Genomic DNA, 20,112 nt, shown 5'->3' with positions numbered 1-20,112 from the left:
TTGAAAGGATGATGTAATGTGTGTGGAATTACCGGCTGGATTGATTTCCAAAGGGATTTGAGAAAAGAAACGGCTGCAATTGGCAAAATGGCGGATACGCTGGCAAAGCGGGGTCCAGATGAAACAAACATTTGGACAGATGTGCATGCTGGATTGGGCCATAAAAGGCTAATCGTTGTAGACCCGGCAGGCGGAAAACAGCCAATGACTAGGGAAAAACATCAAAACCGCTATACGATTTGCTATAATGGAGAGCTTTATAATACGGAAGATCTCCGTAAAGAACTCCTTATAAAAGGATATTCGTTTGAGGGCCATTCTGACACTGAGGTTTTGCTGACTTCTTATATAGAATGGGGAGAAAATTGCCTTCAATATTTGAATGGCATCTATGCATTTGCAGTTTGGGATGAGAAGAAAGAACAATTATTTATTGGCAGGGATCGTTTAGGGGTAAAACCATTATTTTATAAAGAAACGAAACAGGGCATATTATTTGGATCTGAATTAAAAGCTATTTTAGCCCACCCTGAAGTTAAAGCAGAAGTCGGCAGGGAAGGTTTGGCTGAAGTCTTTGGACTGGGGCCATCACGATCTCCGGGATCGGGTGTTTTCAGAGGCATTGATGAATTAAGGCCTGCTCATGCGCTTATCTTTTCGAGAAATGGACTGAAGGCATGGCGTTATTGGAATGTGAAAAGTGCCCCACATGAGGATAATGTTGAGGAGACGGCTGAGCGCGTCAGAGACCTATTTACGGATGCTGTGACAAGGCAGCTGGTCTCGGATGTTCCGTTATGCACGTTCCTTTCCGGCGGAGTGGATTCCAGTGCGATTACAGCTATCGCTGCAAAAGCTTACGAAAAGGACGGTAAGGGCCAACTCACCACTTATTCGATAGATTATGAGGGAAATGACGAGTTTTTCAAGGCTAATGAGTTTCAGCCTAATTCTGATGGAGCATTTATACAGAAGATGTCCCAGACCTTTAATACGAAACATAACAGCAGTATAATCACCCAGAAGCAGCTGGCAGAGGAATTAATCGAATCTGTGCATGTAAGGGATCTTCCTGGTATGGCTGATGTTGATTCCTCCCTGCTATGGTTTTGCAGGGAAATAAAAAAGGACTTTGTTGTCAGTCTGTCAGGGGAATGTGCAGATGAAATATTTGGCGGCTATCCATGGTTCCATAGAGAGGAAGACTTGAAGAGGAAGGGATTCCCATGGATGAGGTCACTCGAAGCCAGGCAGGACCTGTTGAGAGAAAATTGGAGGAAGAAACTGAGCCTTCGAGATTACGCTATGGAAAAATATCTTCAGGCAATCTCCGAAACTCCTGCTTTAGACGGGGAGAGCAGGGAGGACGCGAGCAGGAGAGAACTTTTCTATATTAATATGATTTACTTTATGACGACCTTATTGGACCGTAAAGACAGAATGAGTATGGGGGCCAGCCTTGAAGTACGGGTGCCGTTTGCCGATCATCGGCTTGTGGAGTATGTGTGGAATATTCCGTGGGAGATCAAAATGCATGGAAACCGCGAAAAAGGAATCCTTCGCAAAGCACTTGAAGGCATACTGCCGAATGAAGTGTTATACAGAAAGAAAAGTCCTTATCCTAAAACCCATAATCCAGCATATACAGCTGCAGTCCAGAAGATGCTTAATGGATACCTGGAGGACCGCTCATCCGCATTGTATGAATTTTTTGACAGCGGCCAGCTGAGGGATATTATTGAGTCGGGAGGTGACTCATTCCGGGAACCATGGTTTGGGCAGCTCATGACAGGTCCCCAGCTGTTAGCACACCTTGCACAGATTCATGTGTGGTTTAAGGATTATAATATAAATATTGCAGAATGAAAAAAGAAGCGGCAGCCGTAACTGCCGCTTTTCTTATTTATACCGCTTTTGAAGACACGAATGATTTATTCACCCAGACTCTGGATTTCCAGCGCCATAACATGAGCAATCCTCTAAGCCATTCATCGGCAATAAAGGCGATCCAAATGCCGGCAAGACCCAGTCCAAAATGAATTCCCAGAATATAGGAAAGGGTAACGCTTACGCCCCACATGGAAAGGATCCCCATATAAACGGGGAACTTTACATCCCCGGCTGCACGCAGGGAGTTGATGACGACTAAATTAAAGGATCTGCCTGGCTCCAGAAGGATGGTCAAAAGAATGAGAACACTGCCAACCTTTATGATATCTGGATTAGAAGTGAAAATGCCCATCAATTTTTCTGAGAACAGGGAGAAAAGAACCGCAGTCCCGAATGAAATAATGATGGCTAAGCGCAGGCTTTTCATACATCTTTTATAGGCTCCTTCATAATCCTTTCCGCCTACCATGTGGCCTATCAGGATTTGTGTGCCCTGGCTGATGGCGACACTGAACAGGAATATGAACATCATGATATTCTGCGTATACACCTTTGCAGTTAAAGCCTCTGTTCCGAGAGCAGCGATGAATATCGTAATTACCATTTGCGATCCATTATAGGATAAATGCTCCCCCGCTGAAGGGATCCCGATTTTTAAAAGGTTTTTGATATGTTCCTTTGGAAAGCGGAAAAGTAATCGGAACGGAAGTGCTTTATCCGTTCTTTTAAGCAGGACGGCGACAGCAGCTGCCAATCCGATCAATCTGCTGACGACAGTAGAGATGGCCACTCCTTCTACACCCAATACCGGAAAACCGAATGGGCCGAAAATAAAAAAGTAATTGCCAATCACATTTAAAATGTTCATGCCGATAGTAATGTACATAACATCTCTTGTAAATCCGTAACTTCTGATGATGGCACCAATTGTCATAATCAATGCCTGAACAAAGGAGAAGCCGCCAACAATGACTAAGTAGGCATTTGCCTGGCTCAATAACTCCTCAGGCAAATCCATCATGCGGAGCAGCGGTTTGCCTGAGACGAATAAAATAATACTGAGGAATACCCCAAATACCAGGTTTGCCCCCAGGGAGACAATCGAAATTTCACCAGCCGTTTTATTATTTTTCGCGCCGAGATTTTGGGCAATTAGGATGGATGTCCCGGTCGCTACAAATCCAAACATGACGATTACAAGTGAAAGGATCTGATTTGACACCCCAACGGCAGCCACAGATTCATCCGAATATTGCGAAAGCATAAGCGTATCGGCATTCCCCATGAGCATATGAAGCAATATTTCAATGAAAATCGGCCAGGTTAGAGCAAATAATGTCATTTTTTTCTGGTTTTTAGTCATGGTTATTCTCCCTATTTGTAAATGATTTCATGTAAATAGGAGGGACCCACGACAATATATAAACGAAAAAAGAAAAGCCTTAAGGTCTTGCCCTTAAAAACTTTTCCTTATTTCAATCAGGTTTCCTATTTAGTGAAGCTTGCAGGGAAGGACAGGATTTCAAACCCCCAGCCATCAAGCTGAACTTTAAGGTTTTCCGCTTCAGCTGCAAATTCTTTGTCTGTAAGCATATTCGTTACCTTAACACCCTTAAGCGGATAAGGCAATAAAAATTCCGCGCTTTCATCCGCAGGGTTGGCGAGTACTATAATTGTTTTTTCATCATCGTATTTTCGGTAGGCAACTATATTAGGATCTGTCTGAACAAATTCAAATTGTCCTTCATTTGCAAGCAGCTTTTCTTCCTTCCGAACCTTAATAAGTTTTTGAATATGAGAAAACAATTCACGGTCCTGTTTTGCCTCATCCCATTCCATGCATTTTCTGCATCCGGGATCCATTACACCACTTAGCCCAATTTCATCTCCATAATATAGGCATGGTGAACCCATAAAGGTGAATAAAAGTGTGTAAATTAGCTTTACCCTGTCTTTATTTTCTTCACATTCCGTTAAGATCCTCGGTGTATCATGGCTTCCAACCAGATTGAATGCAGATTCATAGACATTGGCAGGATAGCTGTGAATTTCAGCGGTCATATTATTGGCGAACTCACTGCCGGTTATGGATTTTTTTGCAATTAAGTTTAGCAGGTTTGTGGTAAAAGGATAATTCATGACAGCATCAAATTGGTCTCCGCGCAGCCATGGCATTGAATTGTGCCAGACTTCACCCAATATATAGAGGTCTGGTTTGATGTTTTTTACAGTCTGCCTGAATTCACGCCAGAACTGATGGTCAACTTCATTTGCCACATCCAGCCGCCAGCCGTCTATATCAAACTCTTCAATCCAGTATCTGGCCACTTTGAGCAAATATTTTTTTACCTCTGGATTTTTTGTATTCAGTTTTGGCATCTGCTCTACAAAAGCGAAGGTCTCATAATTAGGGTGCTCCCCGCCTCTCAGAGGGAAACTATGTGGATGGAACCAATCTTTATAAGGTGATTTTTCTCCCTTCTCAAGCACATCCTGAAATGGGGGGAAATAGTATCCGCTATGGTTGAAAACGGCATCTAGCATGACTTTTATATTCCGATCATGGCATTCTTTTACCAGTCTTTTTAAAGTATCCTTCGAACCAAACTGGGGATCAATTTCCAGATAGTCTATTGTATCATATTTATGGTTGGAAAATGCCTTAAAAACAGGTGTGAAATAGATGCCGGTAATGCCGAGTTCCACGAGATAGTCCAGATGTTCAATAACACCCTCAAAATCTCCGCCAAAAAAATTATTCTTAGAAGGCTCCTCACTTCCCCAGGGAAGAACACCTTTGGGGTCATTGTCCGGATTTCCGTTAGCAAATCTTTCCGGGAAAATTTGATACCAGACCGTATCCTTCACCCAGGATGGGGCTTGAAATACTTCTTGAGGATGCAGGTAGGGAAAGTTGAAATAATAACCTGAATCAGCAGGAGCCTCCTCGTAAAAGCCTTTTTCAGTCAAAATCAATTCTTCTTCACCGGACTTTAAGTGAAATCCGTATCGGGATCTTCTAAATGGCGGGTTAATATAGGCATGCCAATAATCATGAATCCCATCAGAACCTGATTTCTGCATACCTGTTTTTTCATACTGCCATTTACCATCAGCCCATAAGTACTGATCACCGTGCAGTAAAGTGACTTCAGAAATATCATCTTTCTTTGTTTGCAGTCTAATATGTAAGGTTTCCCTGTTGATAGGATAAACAAAATGATCAGTAGGGTAGTGTATGATGGCTGCCTTTTCCATTAAAATTCCCCTTTCAAAGTGCAATCGCTTGCATTATACCATATGAAAGAAGTGGAAATGTATAAATCATATGCCTGTGTGTTAAATTATTATTGTTCCAAAGTAAAAATATTAGAAAAAAATAGTTGTAAAAGCCCAAAAACCTTGTATAATAAAAATTAGAAATTGTGCAATCGTTTTCATTAAGCGGTTTCATTGATTAATAGTTTAGTTGATAGCGCTTGTTTAAGAGAAATAGATTAAGCGTTTACACTTTTGTGCAAACGGTTGTACTTTTTTCAAAAAGGATCACTATTATAGGAGGGTCAAGAATGAAAAGAGCATTATCATTATTTATGATGATCGTCTTGGTATTCGGAGTTTTAGCTGCGTGCGGTCCAAAAGATGAAGAAGAGACTGGCAGCAATGACAGCAAAACTGAAGGGGAATCTTCAAAACCTGAAAAGCTGATTGTCTGGGAAGATACAGATAAAGGATCAGCCTTAAAAGATGCTGCAGAAAAATTTGAAGCAGAGCATGGAATAAAAATTGAGTTTAAAGAATTAAACATTACAAAGATGCAAGAAAACCTTGCTCTTGACGGCAACACTGAAAATGCACCAGACGTTGTAACAATGTCACATGACGGTGTAGGACCGGCAATGGTTAAAGGCTACATTAAAGAACTGGAAGTTGATTCTGAAATCTTAGGACAGTTCACAGATTCTTCTGTAGACGCTCTTAAATATGAAGGAAAACTATACGGGCTTCCAAAAGCTACTGAAACACCAGTGTTTATTTACAATAAAGATCTGCTTCCTGAAGTTCCAGCAACAATGGAAGAATTATACACTAAATCAAAAGAAGTTACTAAAGACGGAAACTACGGTTTCCTTGCAATCTGGGATGATTTCTACCATGCTCACGGGGTGTTCGCTGGATTCGGCGGATATGTATTTGGTGAAAAAGACGGAAAAACTGATGTAACGGATATTGGTTTAAATAACGATTCAGCTGTAGAAGCAGCAGATTACATCAACAAGTGGTACGCAGAAGGCCTTTTCCCGAAAGGAATCATTGGAGAAAAATCTAATGATAATATGAATGGTCTTTTCAAAGAAGGAAAAGCTATTGCTGTGCAAAATGGTCCTTGGGCTTTTAAGGATTACAGTGATGCAGGCGTAAACTATGGGGTTGCGGCAATGCCGAAACTTCCTAATGGCGAGCCTGTTAAAACATTCATGGGTGTTAAAGGGTGGTTTGTAACAAACTTCAGCAAAAGCCCTGACTGGTCCCAAAAGTTTGTTGAATATATTACAAACGAAGAAAATGCAAAGAAACGCTTTGAATTAACTGGAGAAATTCCTCCATTGAAATCACTAATGGAAGATCCTGAATTCGTTAAGAATAACGAAGGTGCAGCTGCTGTAATGGAGCAATCCCAGTATGCAGTGCCAATGCCAAGTGTTCCTGAAATGGCAGAGGTTTGGGATCCTATGAAAAAAGCTGTTGAAACGATTGTAACCGGCAAATCAGAACCAAAACCTGCTCTGGATAACGCAGTTAAAACAATCGAACAGCAGATAGAAGCTAATCACAGCGGAAATTAATCTGCTGGTATTCAGTAAAAACCCAAAGAAGCGGTACTCCCAGTCATCGGGGTACTGCTTCCATTTTATTACCGATATATTTTTGGAATAGTATGATGATGTAAAAAATATACCCCTTTAAGGGAAATGGCAGAAAGGGGAATCCTTTCAATGGAAGAAGTATACAAGTCTAATCACAGAAAGATCGCTGCTTGGCTATCGATCATCCCTGGTCTCGGCCAGATATACAACAGACAATTTATTAAAGGTATTGCTTTTTTAATATTATCGTTTTCATTTGTCATAGCTTTTAAAGATTTCCTGAATATTGGATTATGGGGTCTGGTAACCCTTGGGGAAAAATTGCCCCGTGATAACTCTATATTTTTACTAGTTTATGGAATCATTTCAGTGATTCTGATTTTCTTTGCAGCAGGGTTTGTTCTTTTCAGCCTGCGTGATGCCTATAAAAATGGAAAAAAACGAGACTTAAACCAGCCTTTAAGCTCGATAAAAGATCAATATCATACATTAATTGATGAAGGTTTCCCTTATCTGATGATTACTCCGGGATTTTTCCTTCTGGTTTTCGTTGTTATTTTGCCAATCGTGTTCGTTTTGCTGCTGTCATTTACAAACTATAACCTATATCACCAATGGCCAGCAAAGCTGATGGACTGGGTAGCTTTAGACAACTTTACACGTTTGGTAACCCTTGATATTTGGAGAGAAACGTTTGTAAGTGTTTTTGCCTGGACTGTCATCTGGACATTTGGCGCAACAACATTCCAAATTGCGCTGGGTATTTTCCTGGCTGTTTTAGTAAATCAAAAAGATCTTAAAGGAAAAGCCATTATCAGAACTATACTGATTCTTCCCTGGGCTGTTCCTGCTTTCGTATCAATTTTGATTTTTTCTGGATTATTTAATGAAACCTTTGGAGCTATAAATAATGTGGTTCTTGATGCAATCGGAATTGGACCTATTCCTTGGATGACAGAAGCTTTTTGGACCAGGGCAGCTTTGATTATGATACAGACATGGCTTGGTTTTCCGTTTATTTTTGCAATGGTTACAGGAGTCCTTCAGGCTATACCGGATGAACTGTATGAGGCTGCAACTGTAGACGGGGCAACAGCGTGGCAGAAGTTCAAAAACATTACGTTCCCTCTGATCATGTTCTCAATTGCACCAATCCTTATCACACAATATACCTTTAACTTTAATAACTTTAATATTATTTATTTGTTCAATATGGGAGGTCCTGCAATTTCGGGTCAAAATGCAGGGGGAACAGATATCTTAATTTCCTGGATTTATAACCTGACAGTTACGAAATCGGAATATGGAATGGCTGCCGCAATCACTATGATTCTCTCAGCTATTGTTATTTCAGTGGCACTGTGGCAATTCAAGAGAACAAAGGCATTCCAAGAGGAGGATATGATGTAAATGAGCACAAAAAGGCAGAAATTCATCAGGCTGTCACTGACTTATTTAGTAATTTTGTTTATGACAGTGATCATCGTCTATCCAATTCTATGGGCAATTGGAGCTTCTTTAACACCAGGAACAAGTTTAACGAACTCCTCTCTAATCCCAAAGAATGCTACATTTGATCATTATCGTACAATCTTTGATCCCGAACAGAGCAGCTACTTAATCTGGTATTGGAATACTTTGAAAATCTCTTTTATTACAATGACATTTTCTGTAATTGTCATTAGCCTGATGGCTTATTCATTTTCAAGGTACAGATTTGTTGGCCGGAAAAACGGCTTGACCACCTTCTTAATTTTACAGATGGTTCCGAACTTTGCTGCGCTTATTGCAATCTTTGTACTGGCTCAGGTTACAGGTCTCTTAGATTCACACTTTGGGCTTATTCTGATCTATGTCGGCGGTGCCATTCCGATGAATACATGGCTAATGAAAGGGTATTTGGACAGCATACCTAAAGAACTGGATGAAAGCGCAAGAATGGATGGAGCCGGCCACTTCCGAATTTTCTGGCAGATCATTATGCCGCTTGCAAAACCCATAGTTGCGGTAATTGCTTTGTTCACATTTATTGCACCATTTACGGATTTCATTTTAGCAAAAGTAATGCTGAGATCTACGGAGAACTACACATTGGCAGTTGGATTATATGAACTTGTTTCCAGACAATATGGCGCAGAGTTTACCACTTTTGCAGCTGGTTCTGTGTTAATTGCTATCCCAATTTCAATCCTTTTCTTATCATTTCAGAAGTACTTTGTGTCTGGTTTGACGGCAGGGGGAACAAAAGGCTAATCTTAAAGGGCTGAAACTTTATGGGCCCGCTTTTATTTAATTGAAACGGCCTGAAAATACAAAGGAGGAGCGGCGATGAAAAAAGGAGTATCCATCTTCATCTTAATCCCGTTTCTTCTTTTTTATGCCCTGCCTGTCGGAGCAATTGAAAAAGAAGAGCGTAAATGGCAAGATGAATCAATTTATTTCTTAATGGTGGATCGCTTTAATAATGGTGATTCCAATAACGATTATGAGGTTGATGTTAAAGATCCAAAAGCCTATCATGGCGGTGACTTTAAAGGAATCGCCGATAAGCTGGATTATATTAAGGATATGGGCTTTACTGCCATATGGCTAACGCCAGTCTTTGATAACGAATCTAAAGGCTATCATGGATATTGGATAAAGGATTTTTACAATACTGAAGAACATTTTGGAACCATCGAGGAATTTAAATCCCTTGTAAAAGAAGCGCATAAGAGGGATATGAAAGTGATTCTGGATTTTGTGGTTAATCATGTTGGCTACAATCACGAATGGTTGAACGATCCTGAGAAAAACGAATGGTTTCATGAAAAACAGGATATCCAAAACTGGGAAAACCAAACCGATCTGGAAAATGGGTGGATCTATGGATTGCCTGATTTAAACCAGGAAAATCCTGAGGTTAAAAATTATCTTATTGATGCAGCTATATGGTGGATTAAAGAAACTGATATTGATGGATTTCGGTTAGATACTGTTAAACATGTTTCCAAGGATTTTTGGACTGAATTTTCAAAGGAAGTAAAAAGCGAAAAAGAAGATTTTTATCTGCTGGGGGAAGTGTGGTCTGACAGTCCTGAATATATAGCGCAGTATGAGGAGACAGGTATTGATGGTTTTGTTGATTATCCTCTGAATGATTTTCTGCGTCCTGCTTTTGCCAAACCGGATCAATCATTGAGCTGGCTTTTCACTTCCTGGGATAGGAATAAATCCATCTATGAAAATCCTTATCTAATGGGGACATTTATGGATAACCATGATACTGTACGCTTTACCAGGGATGCAATAAGCCAAAACCAGCACCCGGGACCAAGGTGGAAACTGGCATTAACCTATTTATATACAAGCCCTGGAATTCCGATTATGTACTATGGAAGTGAGATTGCTCTTGACGGCGGCAATGATCCGGATAACAGAAGACAAATGGATTTCCGTACAGATAAAGAATTAATCGACTATATTACTAAGCTAGGTGAAGTCCGGCAGCAGCTTCCTTCTCTGACAAGAGGTACTATGGAATTGATAAAAGAAGACAATGGCTTCGCAGTATATAAACGTCAATTTGAAGATGAAACAGCCATTGTTGCTATCAATAATACAACCGAATCACAGAAAGCAGTAATTGATAGTGACGTATTGGAAGACGGCAAAGAACTTCAAGGGATGCTTGCAGGAGATCTGGTATCCAGTAAGGATGGCAGCTATACATTGATTCTTGACCGTGAAGAAGCAGAAGTGTATGTCCTCAAGGAAAAGACCGGACTTAACATACCCTATATTGTATCAATTGCTGCTGTCTATACAGCATTTATGATTTTTATATATTTAATATGGAAGCGGTCTAAAAATAGAAATGCCAAGAAAGAATAGTGGTTCTGTATTAAAAGTCAATAAAACATGAACCAATTAGCGTCTTTTTGGTAAATGGAAGGAGCCCTTTTATGCTCGAAGATACAAGTTTTGCGATTCATCCAGATAATGAGAAAAAGATATTGGAGTCGGGGTTTCAGGATATCGGCAAATTCATCTCTTTAAATAAAGAAGAAAATGGAGTAGGGATTTCAACTGATTCAGGGGAATTGAAAGTTTTGTTTTACAGAGAAGACATTGTTAGGTTTAACATTAATTTCTTTGGTGAGACACAGCAGGGAAACAGCCCTGCCATCGTCTCCAAACCTGTTAATACTGTGTTTACAGCAGTTGAAGAAGCTGATGTTATTCGAATCTCAACTGATGCATTAAATATTATTATTAACAAATCTCCGATCAGAATTAATGTCTTAGACCGGACAGGTCGCTCGCTGGTAAATGAAAGCATAAAAGGGATGGGGTTCAAAAAAGCTTCCAAAGAAGTGATCTGTTTTAAAGAAATGGACCAAGCCGACTTTTTTTATGGTTTTGGTGAAAAAACGGGCTTTTTAAATAAAAGGGGAGAAAAGCTTTTCATGTGGAATAGCGATGTTTATGCCCCCCATAACCCTGAGACCGATCCTTTATACCAGTCGGTTCCATACTTTATGACACTTAGAGACGGCTATGCACATGGTTTATTTTTCAATAATACGTTCAAAAGCACATTCGATATGCAAACCGAAGAAACCGTCTACTCCTTTTCTGCTGAAGGCGGAAATATGGATTACTTTATCATGGCTGGGCCTTCGCCAAAGGATGTTCTGGAGCAATACACTTATCTGACTGGAAGAATGCCTCTGCCTCCTAAATGGGCAATTGGATATCACCAGTCTAGATACAGTTATGAATCAGAAACTGAAGTTAGGGAGCTAGCAAATTCCTTCCTGGAAAAAGGCATTCCGCTTGATGTAATATATCTGGATATACATTATATGGATGAATACAGAGTTTTTACATTTGATAAAAATCGCTTCCCTGATCCTCGAAAGTTGGTTCGGGATTTAAAGGCCATGGGAATCAGGATTGTGCCTATTGTGGATCCAGGAGTCAAAGAAGACCCTGAATATTACGTATATCAGGAAGGAATCATGCAAGACCATTTTTGCAAGTATATTGAAGGGAATATCTATTTCGGTGATGTTTGGCCAGGCAACAGTGCCTTCCCGGACTTTACTGATTCCAAAGTGCGCGATTGGTGGGGCTCTAAGCATAAATTTTACAGTGATTTAGGAATTGAAGGCATCTGGAATGATATGAATGAACCGGCTGTCTTCAACGAGTCAAAGACAATGGATGTAAAAGTGATGCATCGGAATGACGGTGAACCTAAAACTCACCGGGAGCTTCATAATCTATATGGCCTGTATATGGGTGAAGCAACTTATAGCGGGATGAAGGACCTTTTAAATGGGAAGCGGCCATTCCTTTTGACAAGAGCAGGATATTCAGGTGTTCAAAGGTATGCAGCTGTATGGACAGGTGATAATCGTTCATTTTGGGAGCATTTGCAGATGTCACTTCCAATGGTCATGAACTTAGGCTTGTCAGGTATTCCTTTTTCCGGTCCGGATGTTGGAGGTTTTGCCCATGATTCCAATGGAGAACTTCTGGCGCGATGGACTCAGGTGGGAGCTTTTACGCCTTATTTCCGTAATCATAGTGCTCTTGGATTTATACGGCAGGAGCCATGGTCCTTTGGAGAGAAATATGAAAAAATTATTAAGAAATATATCGAAATAAGATATCAATGGCTGCCTCATTTGTACAATCTTTTTGCAGAAGCGAGTCGTAAAGGTTTGCCGATTATGCGTCCACTTTTTATGGAGTACCCATTTAATAAGAATACTTATAATTTATCAGATCAATTCATGATAGGGGACAATGTAATTTGTGCTCCGATCCTGCAGCCATCTCAAACCCACAGATCAATCTATTTGCCAAAAGGCAAATGGGTTAATTATTGGACTGGTGAAATACTGGAAGGGCAAAAATATCATTTAATAGAAGCTGAATTGGATATACTTCCACTGTTTATTAAATCAGGATCCTTTATTGTTTTAGGAGAAACTAAGCAGTCCACAAACATACCTGATGCTAAACTATTTCTTCATTATTACTTTGAAGTTGGCGTGGATTCAACTTTTACTCTCTATGATGATGATGGAAATACATTTAATTATGAAGAAGGTGAATTTCTTCTCCAGACATTCCATGCCGTTTGCGGCTCTAATCAATTACGTCTGGATATTGAGAAATCAGGAAATTACAAGCCGGATTGGACGCAAATTGAACTGATTGTTCATGGTGCAAATGAAGATTTTTCACTTATTATTAACGGTGAAGAGAAGGAATTGCAGAATAGAAACGGAGAAATTCATACTTTTGTTTTATAATAATAATTAACTATTAAGCGGCTCTGCAGAGAGGGTGATTCTATGGCAGTCACAATTAAAGATGTTGCAAAGATGGCAAAAGTAGCGCCTTCTACTGTTTCAAGGGTTATTGCCAACAATCCTCGCATTAGCGAGAAAACCAAGCAAAAAGTCAGAGAGGCAATGGAACAATTAGGATACCATCCGAATTTTATTGCCCGCAGTCTTGCAAGCCAGTCAACCCGCGCAATTGGACTGATAATGCCCAGTTCCACAGATGTTGTATTTCAGAATCCATTCTTCCCTACTGTACTTAGAGGTCTGAGTGAGGGTGCGCATGAAAGGCATTATGCCCTCCATATGACAACCGGAAAAACGGATGATGAAATCTATGAAGGCGTCATCCAGATGGTACAGGGCGGCCGGGTAGATGGAGTAATTTTGCTTTATTCAAAAGTGGAGGACAAAGTCCTTGCCTTCTTAAAGGAAAGAGATTTCCCGTTTGTGGTTATAGGCAAGCCGTTTTCAGATGAAGAAGAAATCACTTACGTGGATAATAATAATTTCCGTGCAGCCAAAGAGGTAACGGAATACTTGATTAAGCTCGGCCATAAGCAAATCGCATTTGTCGGAGGGAATTTGAATTTAACCGTTACAGTTGAACGCCTTCTTGGCTATGAAAAAGCTTTACGGGATGCTGGCATTGAACTTGTAAATGAATATATTGTTCATGAGGAGTTCTTAAAAGAAGGAGGCCAGGAGGCTGTCAGAGGCCTCATCTCCCTTGATAAACCTCCAACCGCCCTTGTGGTTGCCGACGACTTAATGGCATTAGGCGTCCTGAATACATTGGATGAATTGGGAATAAAAGTTCCTGAAGATATGTCAATCATCAGCTTTAATAACGTGCTGTTAGCTGAAATGTCCAGACCCCCGCTGACTTCTGTCGATATCAACATTTTCGATTTGGGATTTGAATCTGCCAGAAGTCTCATATACAGAATTGAAAACCCTCGGGAGCCAGTAAAGCGCATTATTATTCCACATAAAATCGTAAAACGCTGTTCATGCAGCAGCCCGCTAACTGAAGATCCAGAGATAGTATCATAAAAAAAGGGAAGCCTGCGGCAGGCTTCCCTTTCGTAATGTTTATCGCAGTCTAACGGGCAGTAAGACCCCCGCTTCAAGACTCAGAGGAATCAAAGTAGGATAAGTGGGGGTCAAACTGCCCAATCCAGCTGCGGCTCCTAGGGGCTCGAGGTCATAAGCCAATCAGCTGATGGGAAGAAAAGCACTTCCCGCCATCTGCTCGTCTTATGCTTGTCACCCCTGGGCAAGTCGCCTCGCTTTATAATGTAAAGGCCCGAAAAACGAACAAAGACTAAGAACGCCACGTCCTCCCAAAAGCTGCCGCTTTCGGTCGTGCGGTGTATCGCTGCCGTAGCTTTCCTTGTCCTGTGGGCCTCAACTAACAATCAGTGGGGGATAAAGAGAACCCCCACTGCTTTACCCATTTACAATTGTTCCGCCGTTGACATGGATCATTTGGCCACTCACATAAGATGAATCATCACTGGCAAGATAGACATAGGCCGGAGCCAATTCATAAGGCTGTCCTGCTCGGCCTATTGGAGTATTTGATCCAAATTTTGATACCTTATCGGCTGTGAATGTAGATGGAATAAGCGGTGTCCAAATAGGTCCCGGAGCCACTCCATTTACGCGAATTCCCTGTCCAGCCAGCGATTTGGCCAATGAGCGTGTGAAGGAGACTATCGCACCTTTTGTAGAAGAATAGTCGATTAGCTGTTCGTTTCCTTCATAAGCGGTTATTGATGCAGTATTGATGATGGAGCTTCCTTTTTTCAGGTGTGGCAGTACTGCCTTTGTCAGATGGAAAAATGAAAAGATGTTTGTTCGGAATGTTTTTTCAAGCTGTTCAGCAGTGATATCAAGCAGGCTTTTTTGAGGGTGCTGCTCGGCTGCATTATTCACCAGTACATCGATTTGCCCAAATTTATCAAGTGTTTTACTGACTGCATCCTTACAGAATGTTTCGCTTCCGATATCACCGGAGATCAGCAGGCATTCCTGGCCCTCAGCCTGGATGGCCTCTTTAGTCTTTTCTGCGTCTTCATGTTCTTCCAGATAGACAATCGCGACGCTGGCTCCTTCTTTGGCAAAATAAATGGCGGCTGATTTACCGATGCCGCTGTCTCCGCCTGTTATTAAAACAACTTTTCCTTTTAATTTATCAGACCCTTTATAATTTGGATCCACCGTTTGGGGTTCAGGCTGCATTGGCGCCTCTGTCCCGGGCTGATGATCCTGATGCTGAGGCGGAAATTCCTGTGGATTGTTTTGAGTATTAGACATTACTATATCCCTCCAAATCATTAATACTCTTTTAATTCCATTTTATTATGATAAAAAAACATGGAAATTATTTGCATCGCTCTTATATAATGGATTTAAAAAGAGTGGGGGAACAGGAATTGGAGATTCGATCAGCTGCCAAAAGTGATGCGGAAGCCATTCTCGCTCATTGCCGGAAGGCTTTTGGAGAAACAGATTTTTTAATGACCGAGGCGGATGAGTTTAATTTAACAATTGCAGAAGAAGAAGCGTGGATTGAACGGAGCATTAGAACTGGGAATCTTATTTTATAGCGGAAGTTGACAACGAAGTGGTTGGAATGCTGAACTTTCGGCGGTCAAAAAGCAAAAAAGTGAACCATCTGGGTTATTTCGGCATCACCATATAGGAGAAGCATTGCAACCAGGGGCTGGGAAGCAAAATGCTTAAACAATTCCTGGAATGGGCGGAAGAAGAACCTGGTCTGGAAAAAATATGTCTTGAGGTTTTTGCATATAATCAAAGGGCTATCCACCTGTACAGGCAATTCGGATTTCAGGAGGAAGGCCGCAAAGTCAAACATATAAAAAGAAAAGATGGGACCTATGCAGATGAACTATTAATGTATAAATTTGTTAAATAGCTGCAGCGTGAATGGATAAAGTGAAACTTCAATCAGTGGGGGTTTTCCTTATCCCCCACTGATTGTTAGTCGCGTTCTAGTGTCGCTAAGATCTCCGCTAGCGCTTCGATCAATCGACACTACGAACCCGATTGGTTCAACTAAGCCTCTGCCTGCGCGTCGGCAAGTTTCACTGTATCTCACCAATCGGGCCTTTACATTATAAAGCGAGGCGACTTGCCCAGGGGTGACAAGCATAAGACGAGCAGCTGGAGGGAAGTGCCTTTCTTCCCACCAGCTGATTGGCTTATGACCTCGAGCCCTAAGAGCCGCAGCTAGATTGGGCAGTTTGACCCCCACTTATCCTCCTTTGATTCCTCTGAGTCTTGAAGGGGGGGCTTACTGCCCGTTAGACTGCGATAAACTAAACAAACAAAAAAGCAAACGGAGTTTTCCGTTTGCTTTTTTTAGCGATAGTTAACGAATTGAACATCAACTGTCAAATCTGCCTCTTTAACAGCAGCAATAATCTTCTGCAGGTCATCGCGGTTTTTGCCGGTTACACGTACCTGATCATCCTGAACCTGGCTCTTCACCTTTAATCCGCTGTTTTTAATCAGGGTATTAATCTTCTTGGCATTTTCTTTATCAATACCCTGGACAAGCTTTGCTCTTTGGCGGACCGTTCCGCCTGATGCTCCCTCAATCTTGCTGTAATCAAGATTTTTTACAGGAATGCCCCGTTTAATTAACTTGCCTAATAAAACATCCTTAAGCTGGTCAAGCTTAAATTCATCATCAGATAGAAGCACAAGCTCCTCTTTATCCAGCTTTATATCACTTTTGCTGCCTTTAAAGTCATAGCGGGTGGAAATTTCCTTCATGGCAATATTAATGGCATTGGTTACTTCAGAAAAGTCAACTTTAGATACAATATCAAATGAGCTTTCTTTAGACATGACAGCCTCCTTGGCGATTACAATTTAAGTTTCACTTCTTGTCCTTATTATAGTAAAATATAGCAGTTCAAACAACTTTAGGAGTTATGTGATCTTTTTTGGGAAAGATTTAATATAATGAATATTTGCTGTTTACTGCTGAGAAGGAGGAAAAGAGATGGCTATAGAAGAGAATTTGGGCCGTGCTGTTAAGCTGATCGTTTCAAGGGAAGCAGCATTTGGCTATTTTTTGACAGATGGAGAGGAGGATGTTCTTCTTCATCAGAATGAGACGGATGAAAAGCTCGAAGAAGGGCAGGAGGTTGAGGCTTTCCTTTACATGGACTCACAGGGAAGAATCGCAGCAACAACTGTCATTCCCGAGGTTCAGGCGGGTACATATGGATGGGCACATGTAAGCGATGTAAAGCCCGGCATCGGTGTATTCATCAATATTGGCATTCAGAAAGACATGCTCCTTGGGGAGGAGGATCTTCCTGTCCATGAAGCTGTGTGGCCGATTGAAGGAGATAGATTATATATTACACTCCGGGTAAATAAGAATAACAGAATTTATGTGAAAATGGCTACTGATCCTGTCATTACCGATATTTCAATTACAGCATCCAAAAGTGACTTTAATAAGAATATTCACGGACATATTTATAGAACCGCAAAGGTGGGAAGCTGGATTTATACAGCTGAGGGCTTTAAAGGCTTTATCCATGAATCCCAGCGAAAAAGAGAGCCCCGTCTTGGAGAGAAAGTGGAAGGCCGCATAGTTGATGTGAAAGAAGATGGGACAGTGAATGTTTCTCTTATTCCAAGAAAGCATGAAGCACTTGATGATGATTCCGAAAAAATCATCTCTTATCTTGAAAGCCGAAGCGGTGCGATGCCATATGGCGATAAAAGTGCCCCGGAAGATATCCAGGAGCGTTTTCAGTTAAGCAAAGCTTCATTTAAAAGAGCTTTGGGCCGGCTTATGAAGGAAGGCAGGATTTATCAGGAAGAAGGATGGACATATATTAAGAAAGACTAATCAACTGCAAAAAATAATAAAACGGACAAGCCAATGCTTGCCCGTTTTATTATTAAAGATGATCTGTCTTTTTCGAATATTGGTTTTTCCCGGCTTTGCGGTTTTTCTCGCGCATCATATTTTTTTCGTGGAGAAGCGCATTATTGTCTTTCGCTTTCTTATCATTATCGGAAGTATGCGGCATAATAAAAATACTCCTTTCATACTGATGGGTTTAGCCTTCAGGAATATAACTGAAGTACAGTCATATTGTCTGTCAGAATGAAATGGAGTATGTATCCTGCACTTATGGTTTAAATTTGCTTAAAGTAGAATATCGCTATAGACCCTGGGCCTGTATGAGCCCCGATTGCTGAGCCAATGGAAGTAATATAGACTTCTTTGGCATTAAGCTCGTCCAGTATCAGCTTTTTCATTTCAAGAGCTGTGTCTTCATCATCAGCATGGCTGATGCCGACAGTCTGCATCTCAATGGAAGTCCCATTTTCTTTCATCAGCTCAATAATGCGGCGAAGCAGCTTTTTCTTGCCGCGCAGTTTCTCAATCGGCACAAGTTTGCCATCTTCTACTGTTAAAAGAGGTTTAATATTCAAAAGTCCGCCCAAAAAAGCCGAGGCTTTCGAAACGCGGCCGCCTTTTGCGAGGTATTCAAGATCATTTACCGTAAATAAGCTCTCGAGGTTTCGGCAGCGAAATTCGATTACTTTCTGGAGGTCTTCCTTGGATGCGCCTGATTGCGCTGCAGCTGCAGCAGTCTTCACAATTAATCCATATCCCAATGAAGCAGCCTTGGAATCGACTATGGTTAATTGGAAATCGGGATATTTCTCTTTTACTTGCTCCAGGATCATGACAGCGGTCTGATATGTACCCGAAAGTTCGGAGGAAAAAGCAATATAAATGCCGTCTTCATTGTTCTCTGCCATTTTATTGAACGTCTCTTCAAAAAGAAGAGGGGATACCTGAGATGTTTTAGGCATTTGGCCTTCCCGAATAGCTCTATAAACATCCTTAGGTTCTATGGTGACTAAATCTTCATATTCTCCATCATTCAGTTGGACCTGTAACGGGAAAAGTGTGACGCCATGTTCTTTATAAAAGCTAAGCGGCAAGTCACACGCACTGTCAGCTAGAATTTTTACTGACATTATCTTTCACCTGCTTTCAAACTATATGAATTAAGTTTATAGAAATCAAGGAGAAAAAACAATGAATTGTGTTGAAAATGCACCTTATTGGGGTAAAGAAACTATAAAAATTCAGGGGGTAAAAAATGGTTTGGCTAGAAACTAAGAAGGTATTTATTGTTTTGATTGGCGCGGTATTGAATGCTATCGCGATGAATTTTTTTCTGATACCCGCTAATGTATATGCAAGCGGTTTTACAGGGGTGGCACAGCTCTTATCAAGTATTTTGGGTGATTTCGGATCAACAGGGATATTGCTGTTCATTCTAAACATTCCTGTTACCATATTGGCCTGGAAAAAGGTTGGCCGTTCGTTTACGATTTATAGTTTTCTAAGCGTCTTCCTGATGTCTTTCTTCCTGGAAGTGATACCTGTAATCCATGTATCCAGGGATATTCTGCTTAATGCCGTTTTTGGAGGTGTCATAGCAGCTGTAGGTGTAGGGATTACACTTAAATGGGGGGCTTCCACAGGAGGAATGGATATCATTGCGATGGTCTTGTCCAGGATGAAAGACAAACCTGTCGGTACATATTTTTTCACTCTTAATGCCATTATTATTATAACAGCCGGTTTTTTGTATGGCTGGGAAAAAGCACTATACACCCTTGTAACCCTTTATGCTTCTACAAGGGTTATTGATGCCATCCATACCAGACATGAAAAACTTACAGCTCTGATTATCACGAAAAAATCCGAAGAAATGAAAAAAGCGATCCATGACCATCTTGTCAGGGGAATAACAACTTTCCCTGCAAAGGGAGCTTTTACAAATGAAAATAAGGAAATGATGATGATTGTCATCACCCGATATGAGTTATTTGACCTTGAAAGGATCATAAAAGAAGTGGATCCGAATGCTTTTACAAATATTGTTCAAACCACTGGTGTATATGGTTTCTTCCGCAGGGATTAAATGAAT

The 20,112-nt window shown here is 40.9% G+C and carries 17 protein-coding genes; 11 read left to right on the top strand and 6 right to left on the bottom strand.

The genetic code is table 11. From position 1 onward, the window contains the following. Positions 1-18: 18 nt before the first annotated feature. Positions 19-1,866, top strand: coding sequence for an asparagine synthase (glutamine-hydrolyzing) (asnB, locus tag AC3WTL_RS09885; protein WP_335450118.1), 1,848 nt, complete (start codon positions 19-21; stop codon positions 1,864-1,866). A 37-nt stretch (positions 1,867-1,903) separates the two neighbouring features. Here the strand turns inward: asnB and AC3WTL_RS09880 are convergent, their stop codons facing one another. Next, the gene (locus AC3WTL_RS09880; protein WP_252221256.1) at positions 1,904-3,253 is read right to left on the bottom strand and encodes an MATE family efflux transporter; all 1,350 of its coding nucleotides are present in this window, start codon (positions 3,251-3,253) and stop codon (positions 1,904-1,906) included. Between the two features lie 125 nt (positions 3,254-3,378). After that, on the bottom strand, positions 3,379-5,148 hold the full coding sequence (locus AC3WTL_RS09875) for an alpha-glycosidase (protein ID WP_492369322.1): 1,770 nt from the start codon (positions 5,146-5,148) through the stop codon (positions 3,379-3,381). Positions 5,149-5,459: 311 nt separating this feature from the next. On the opposite strand from AC3WTL_RS09875, the gene AC3WTL_RS09870 reads away from it, so the two are divergent. The 6 genes from AC3WTL_RS09870 (at position 5,460) to AC3WTL_RS09845 (ending at position 14,155) form a co-directional block, all read left to right on the top strand. Next, a complete protein-coding gene (locus tag AC3WTL_RS09870; protein WP_061792812.1) occupies positions 5,460-6,737 on the top strand; it encodes a sugar ABC transporter substrate-binding protein in 1,278 nt (425 codons plus the stop codon). Between the two features lie 126 nt (positions 6,738-6,863). After that, the gene (locus tag AC3WTL_RS09865) at positions 6,864-8,168 is read left to right on the top strand and encodes an ABC transporter permease subunit (protein ID WP_386852630.1); all 1,305 of its coding nucleotides are present in this window, start codon (positions 6,864-6,866) and stop codon (positions 8,166-8,168) included. Continuing rightward, entirely contained in the window at positions 8,169-9,011 is an 843-nt protein-coding gene (locus tag AC3WTL_RS09860; protein ID WP_061794119.1) for a sugar ABC transporter permease, read from the top strand. A 75-nt stretch (positions 9,012-9,086) separates the two neighbouring features. Next, on the top strand, positions 9,087-10,631 hold the full coding sequence (locus AC3WTL_RS09855; protein ID WP_252221260.1) for an alpha-amylase family glycosyl hydrolase: 1,545 nt from the start codon (positions 9,087-9,089) through the stop codon (positions 10,629-10,631). A 71-nt stretch (positions 10,632-10,702) separates the two neighbouring features. Next, entirely contained in the window at positions 10,703-13,066 is a 2,364-nt protein-coding gene (locus tag AC3WTL_RS09850) for a glycoside hydrolase family 31 protein (protein WP_252221262.1), read from the top strand. A 42-nt stretch (positions 13,067-13,108) separates the two neighbouring features. Beyond that, on the top strand, positions 13,109-14,155 hold the full coding sequence (locus AC3WTL_RS09845) for a LacI family DNA-binding transcriptional regulator (protein WP_076261251.1): 1,047 nt from the start codon (positions 13,109-13,111) through the stop codon (positions 14,153-14,155). Between the two features lie 396 nt (positions 14,156-14,551). Here the strand turns inward: AC3WTL_RS09845 and AC3WTL_RS09840 are convergent, their stop codons facing one another. Then, positions 14,552-15,421: an SDR family oxidoreductase gene (locus AC3WTL_RS09840; protein WP_095243880.1), complete on the bottom strand. Its 870-nt coding sequence runs from the start codon at positions 15,419-15,421 to the stop codon at positions 14,552-14,554. A 119-nt stretch (positions 15,422-15,540) separates the two neighbouring features. Between AC3WTL_RS09840 and AC3WTL_RS09835 the strand changes: the two genes are divergently transcribed. Both AC3WTL_RS09835 and AC3WTL_RS09830 read left to right on the top strand, forming a co-directional pair. Then, complete coding sequence (locus AC3WTL_RS09835; protein WP_492369321.1) at positions 15,541-15,714, top strand: hypothetical protein; 174 nt, start codon at positions 15,541-15,543, stop codon at positions 15,712-15,714. 128 nt (positions 15,715-15,842) lie between these two features. Continuing rightward, a complete protein-coding gene (locus AC3WTL_RS09830) occupies positions 15,843-16,043 on the top strand; it encodes a GNAT family N-acetyltransferase (RefSeq protein WP_492369320.1) in 201 nt (66 codons plus the stop codon). A gap of 446 nt (positions 16,044-16,489) precedes the next feature. On the opposite strand, the gene AC3WTL_RS09825 is transcribed toward AC3WTL_RS09830, so the two are convergent. After that, the gene (locus AC3WTL_RS09825) at positions 16,490-16,981 is read right to left on the bottom strand and encodes a YajQ family cyclic di-GMP-binding protein (RefSeq protein ID WP_035327116.1); all 492 of its coding nucleotides are present in this window, start codon (positions 16,979-16,981) and stop codon (positions 16,490-16,492) included. Positions 16,982-17,138: 157 nt separating this feature from the next. Here AC3WTL_RS09825 and AC3WTL_RS09820 point away from each other — a divergent pair, with 157 nt between their 5' ends. Then, positions 17,139-18,002, top strand: coding sequence for a CvfB family protein (locus AC3WTL_RS09820; RefSeq protein ID WP_492369319.1), 864 nt, complete (start codon positions 17,139-17,141; stop codon positions 18,000-18,002). A 52-nt stretch (positions 18,003-18,054) separates the two neighbouring features. Here AC3WTL_RS09820 and AC3WTL_RS09815 read toward each other — a convergent pair whose 3' ends face one another. Continuing rightward, entirely contained in the window at positions 18,055-18,186 is a 132-nt protein-coding gene (locus tag AC3WTL_RS09815) for a DUF3941 domain-containing protein (protein ID WP_009331260.1), read from the bottom strand. Positions 18,187-18,295: 109 nt separating this feature from the next. Then, positions 18,296-19,150 (bottom strand): DegV family protein, encoded by an 855-nt coding sequence (locus AC3WTL_RS09810; protein WP_492369318.1) that lies wholly within the window; start codon positions 19,148-19,150, stop codon positions 18,296-18,298. Between the two features lie 125 nt (positions 19,151-19,275). Between AC3WTL_RS09810 and AC3WTL_RS09805 the strand changes: the two genes are divergently transcribed. Continuing rightward, positions 19,276-20,106 carry a YitT family protein gene (locus tag AC3WTL_RS09805; RefSeq protein ID WP_048011907.1) on the top strand — a complete coding sequence of 277 codons (831 nt, stop codon included), beginning with the start codon at positions 19,276-19,278 and terminating at the stop codon, positions 20,104-20,106. The last annotated feature ends 6 nt before the right edge of the window (positions 20,107-20,112 follow it).

The sequence above is a fragment of the Cytobacillus sp. EB106-05-05-XG126 genome, from assembly GCF_058791715.1.
This window is presented reverse-complemented; position numbering and strand designations above follow the sequence as displayed.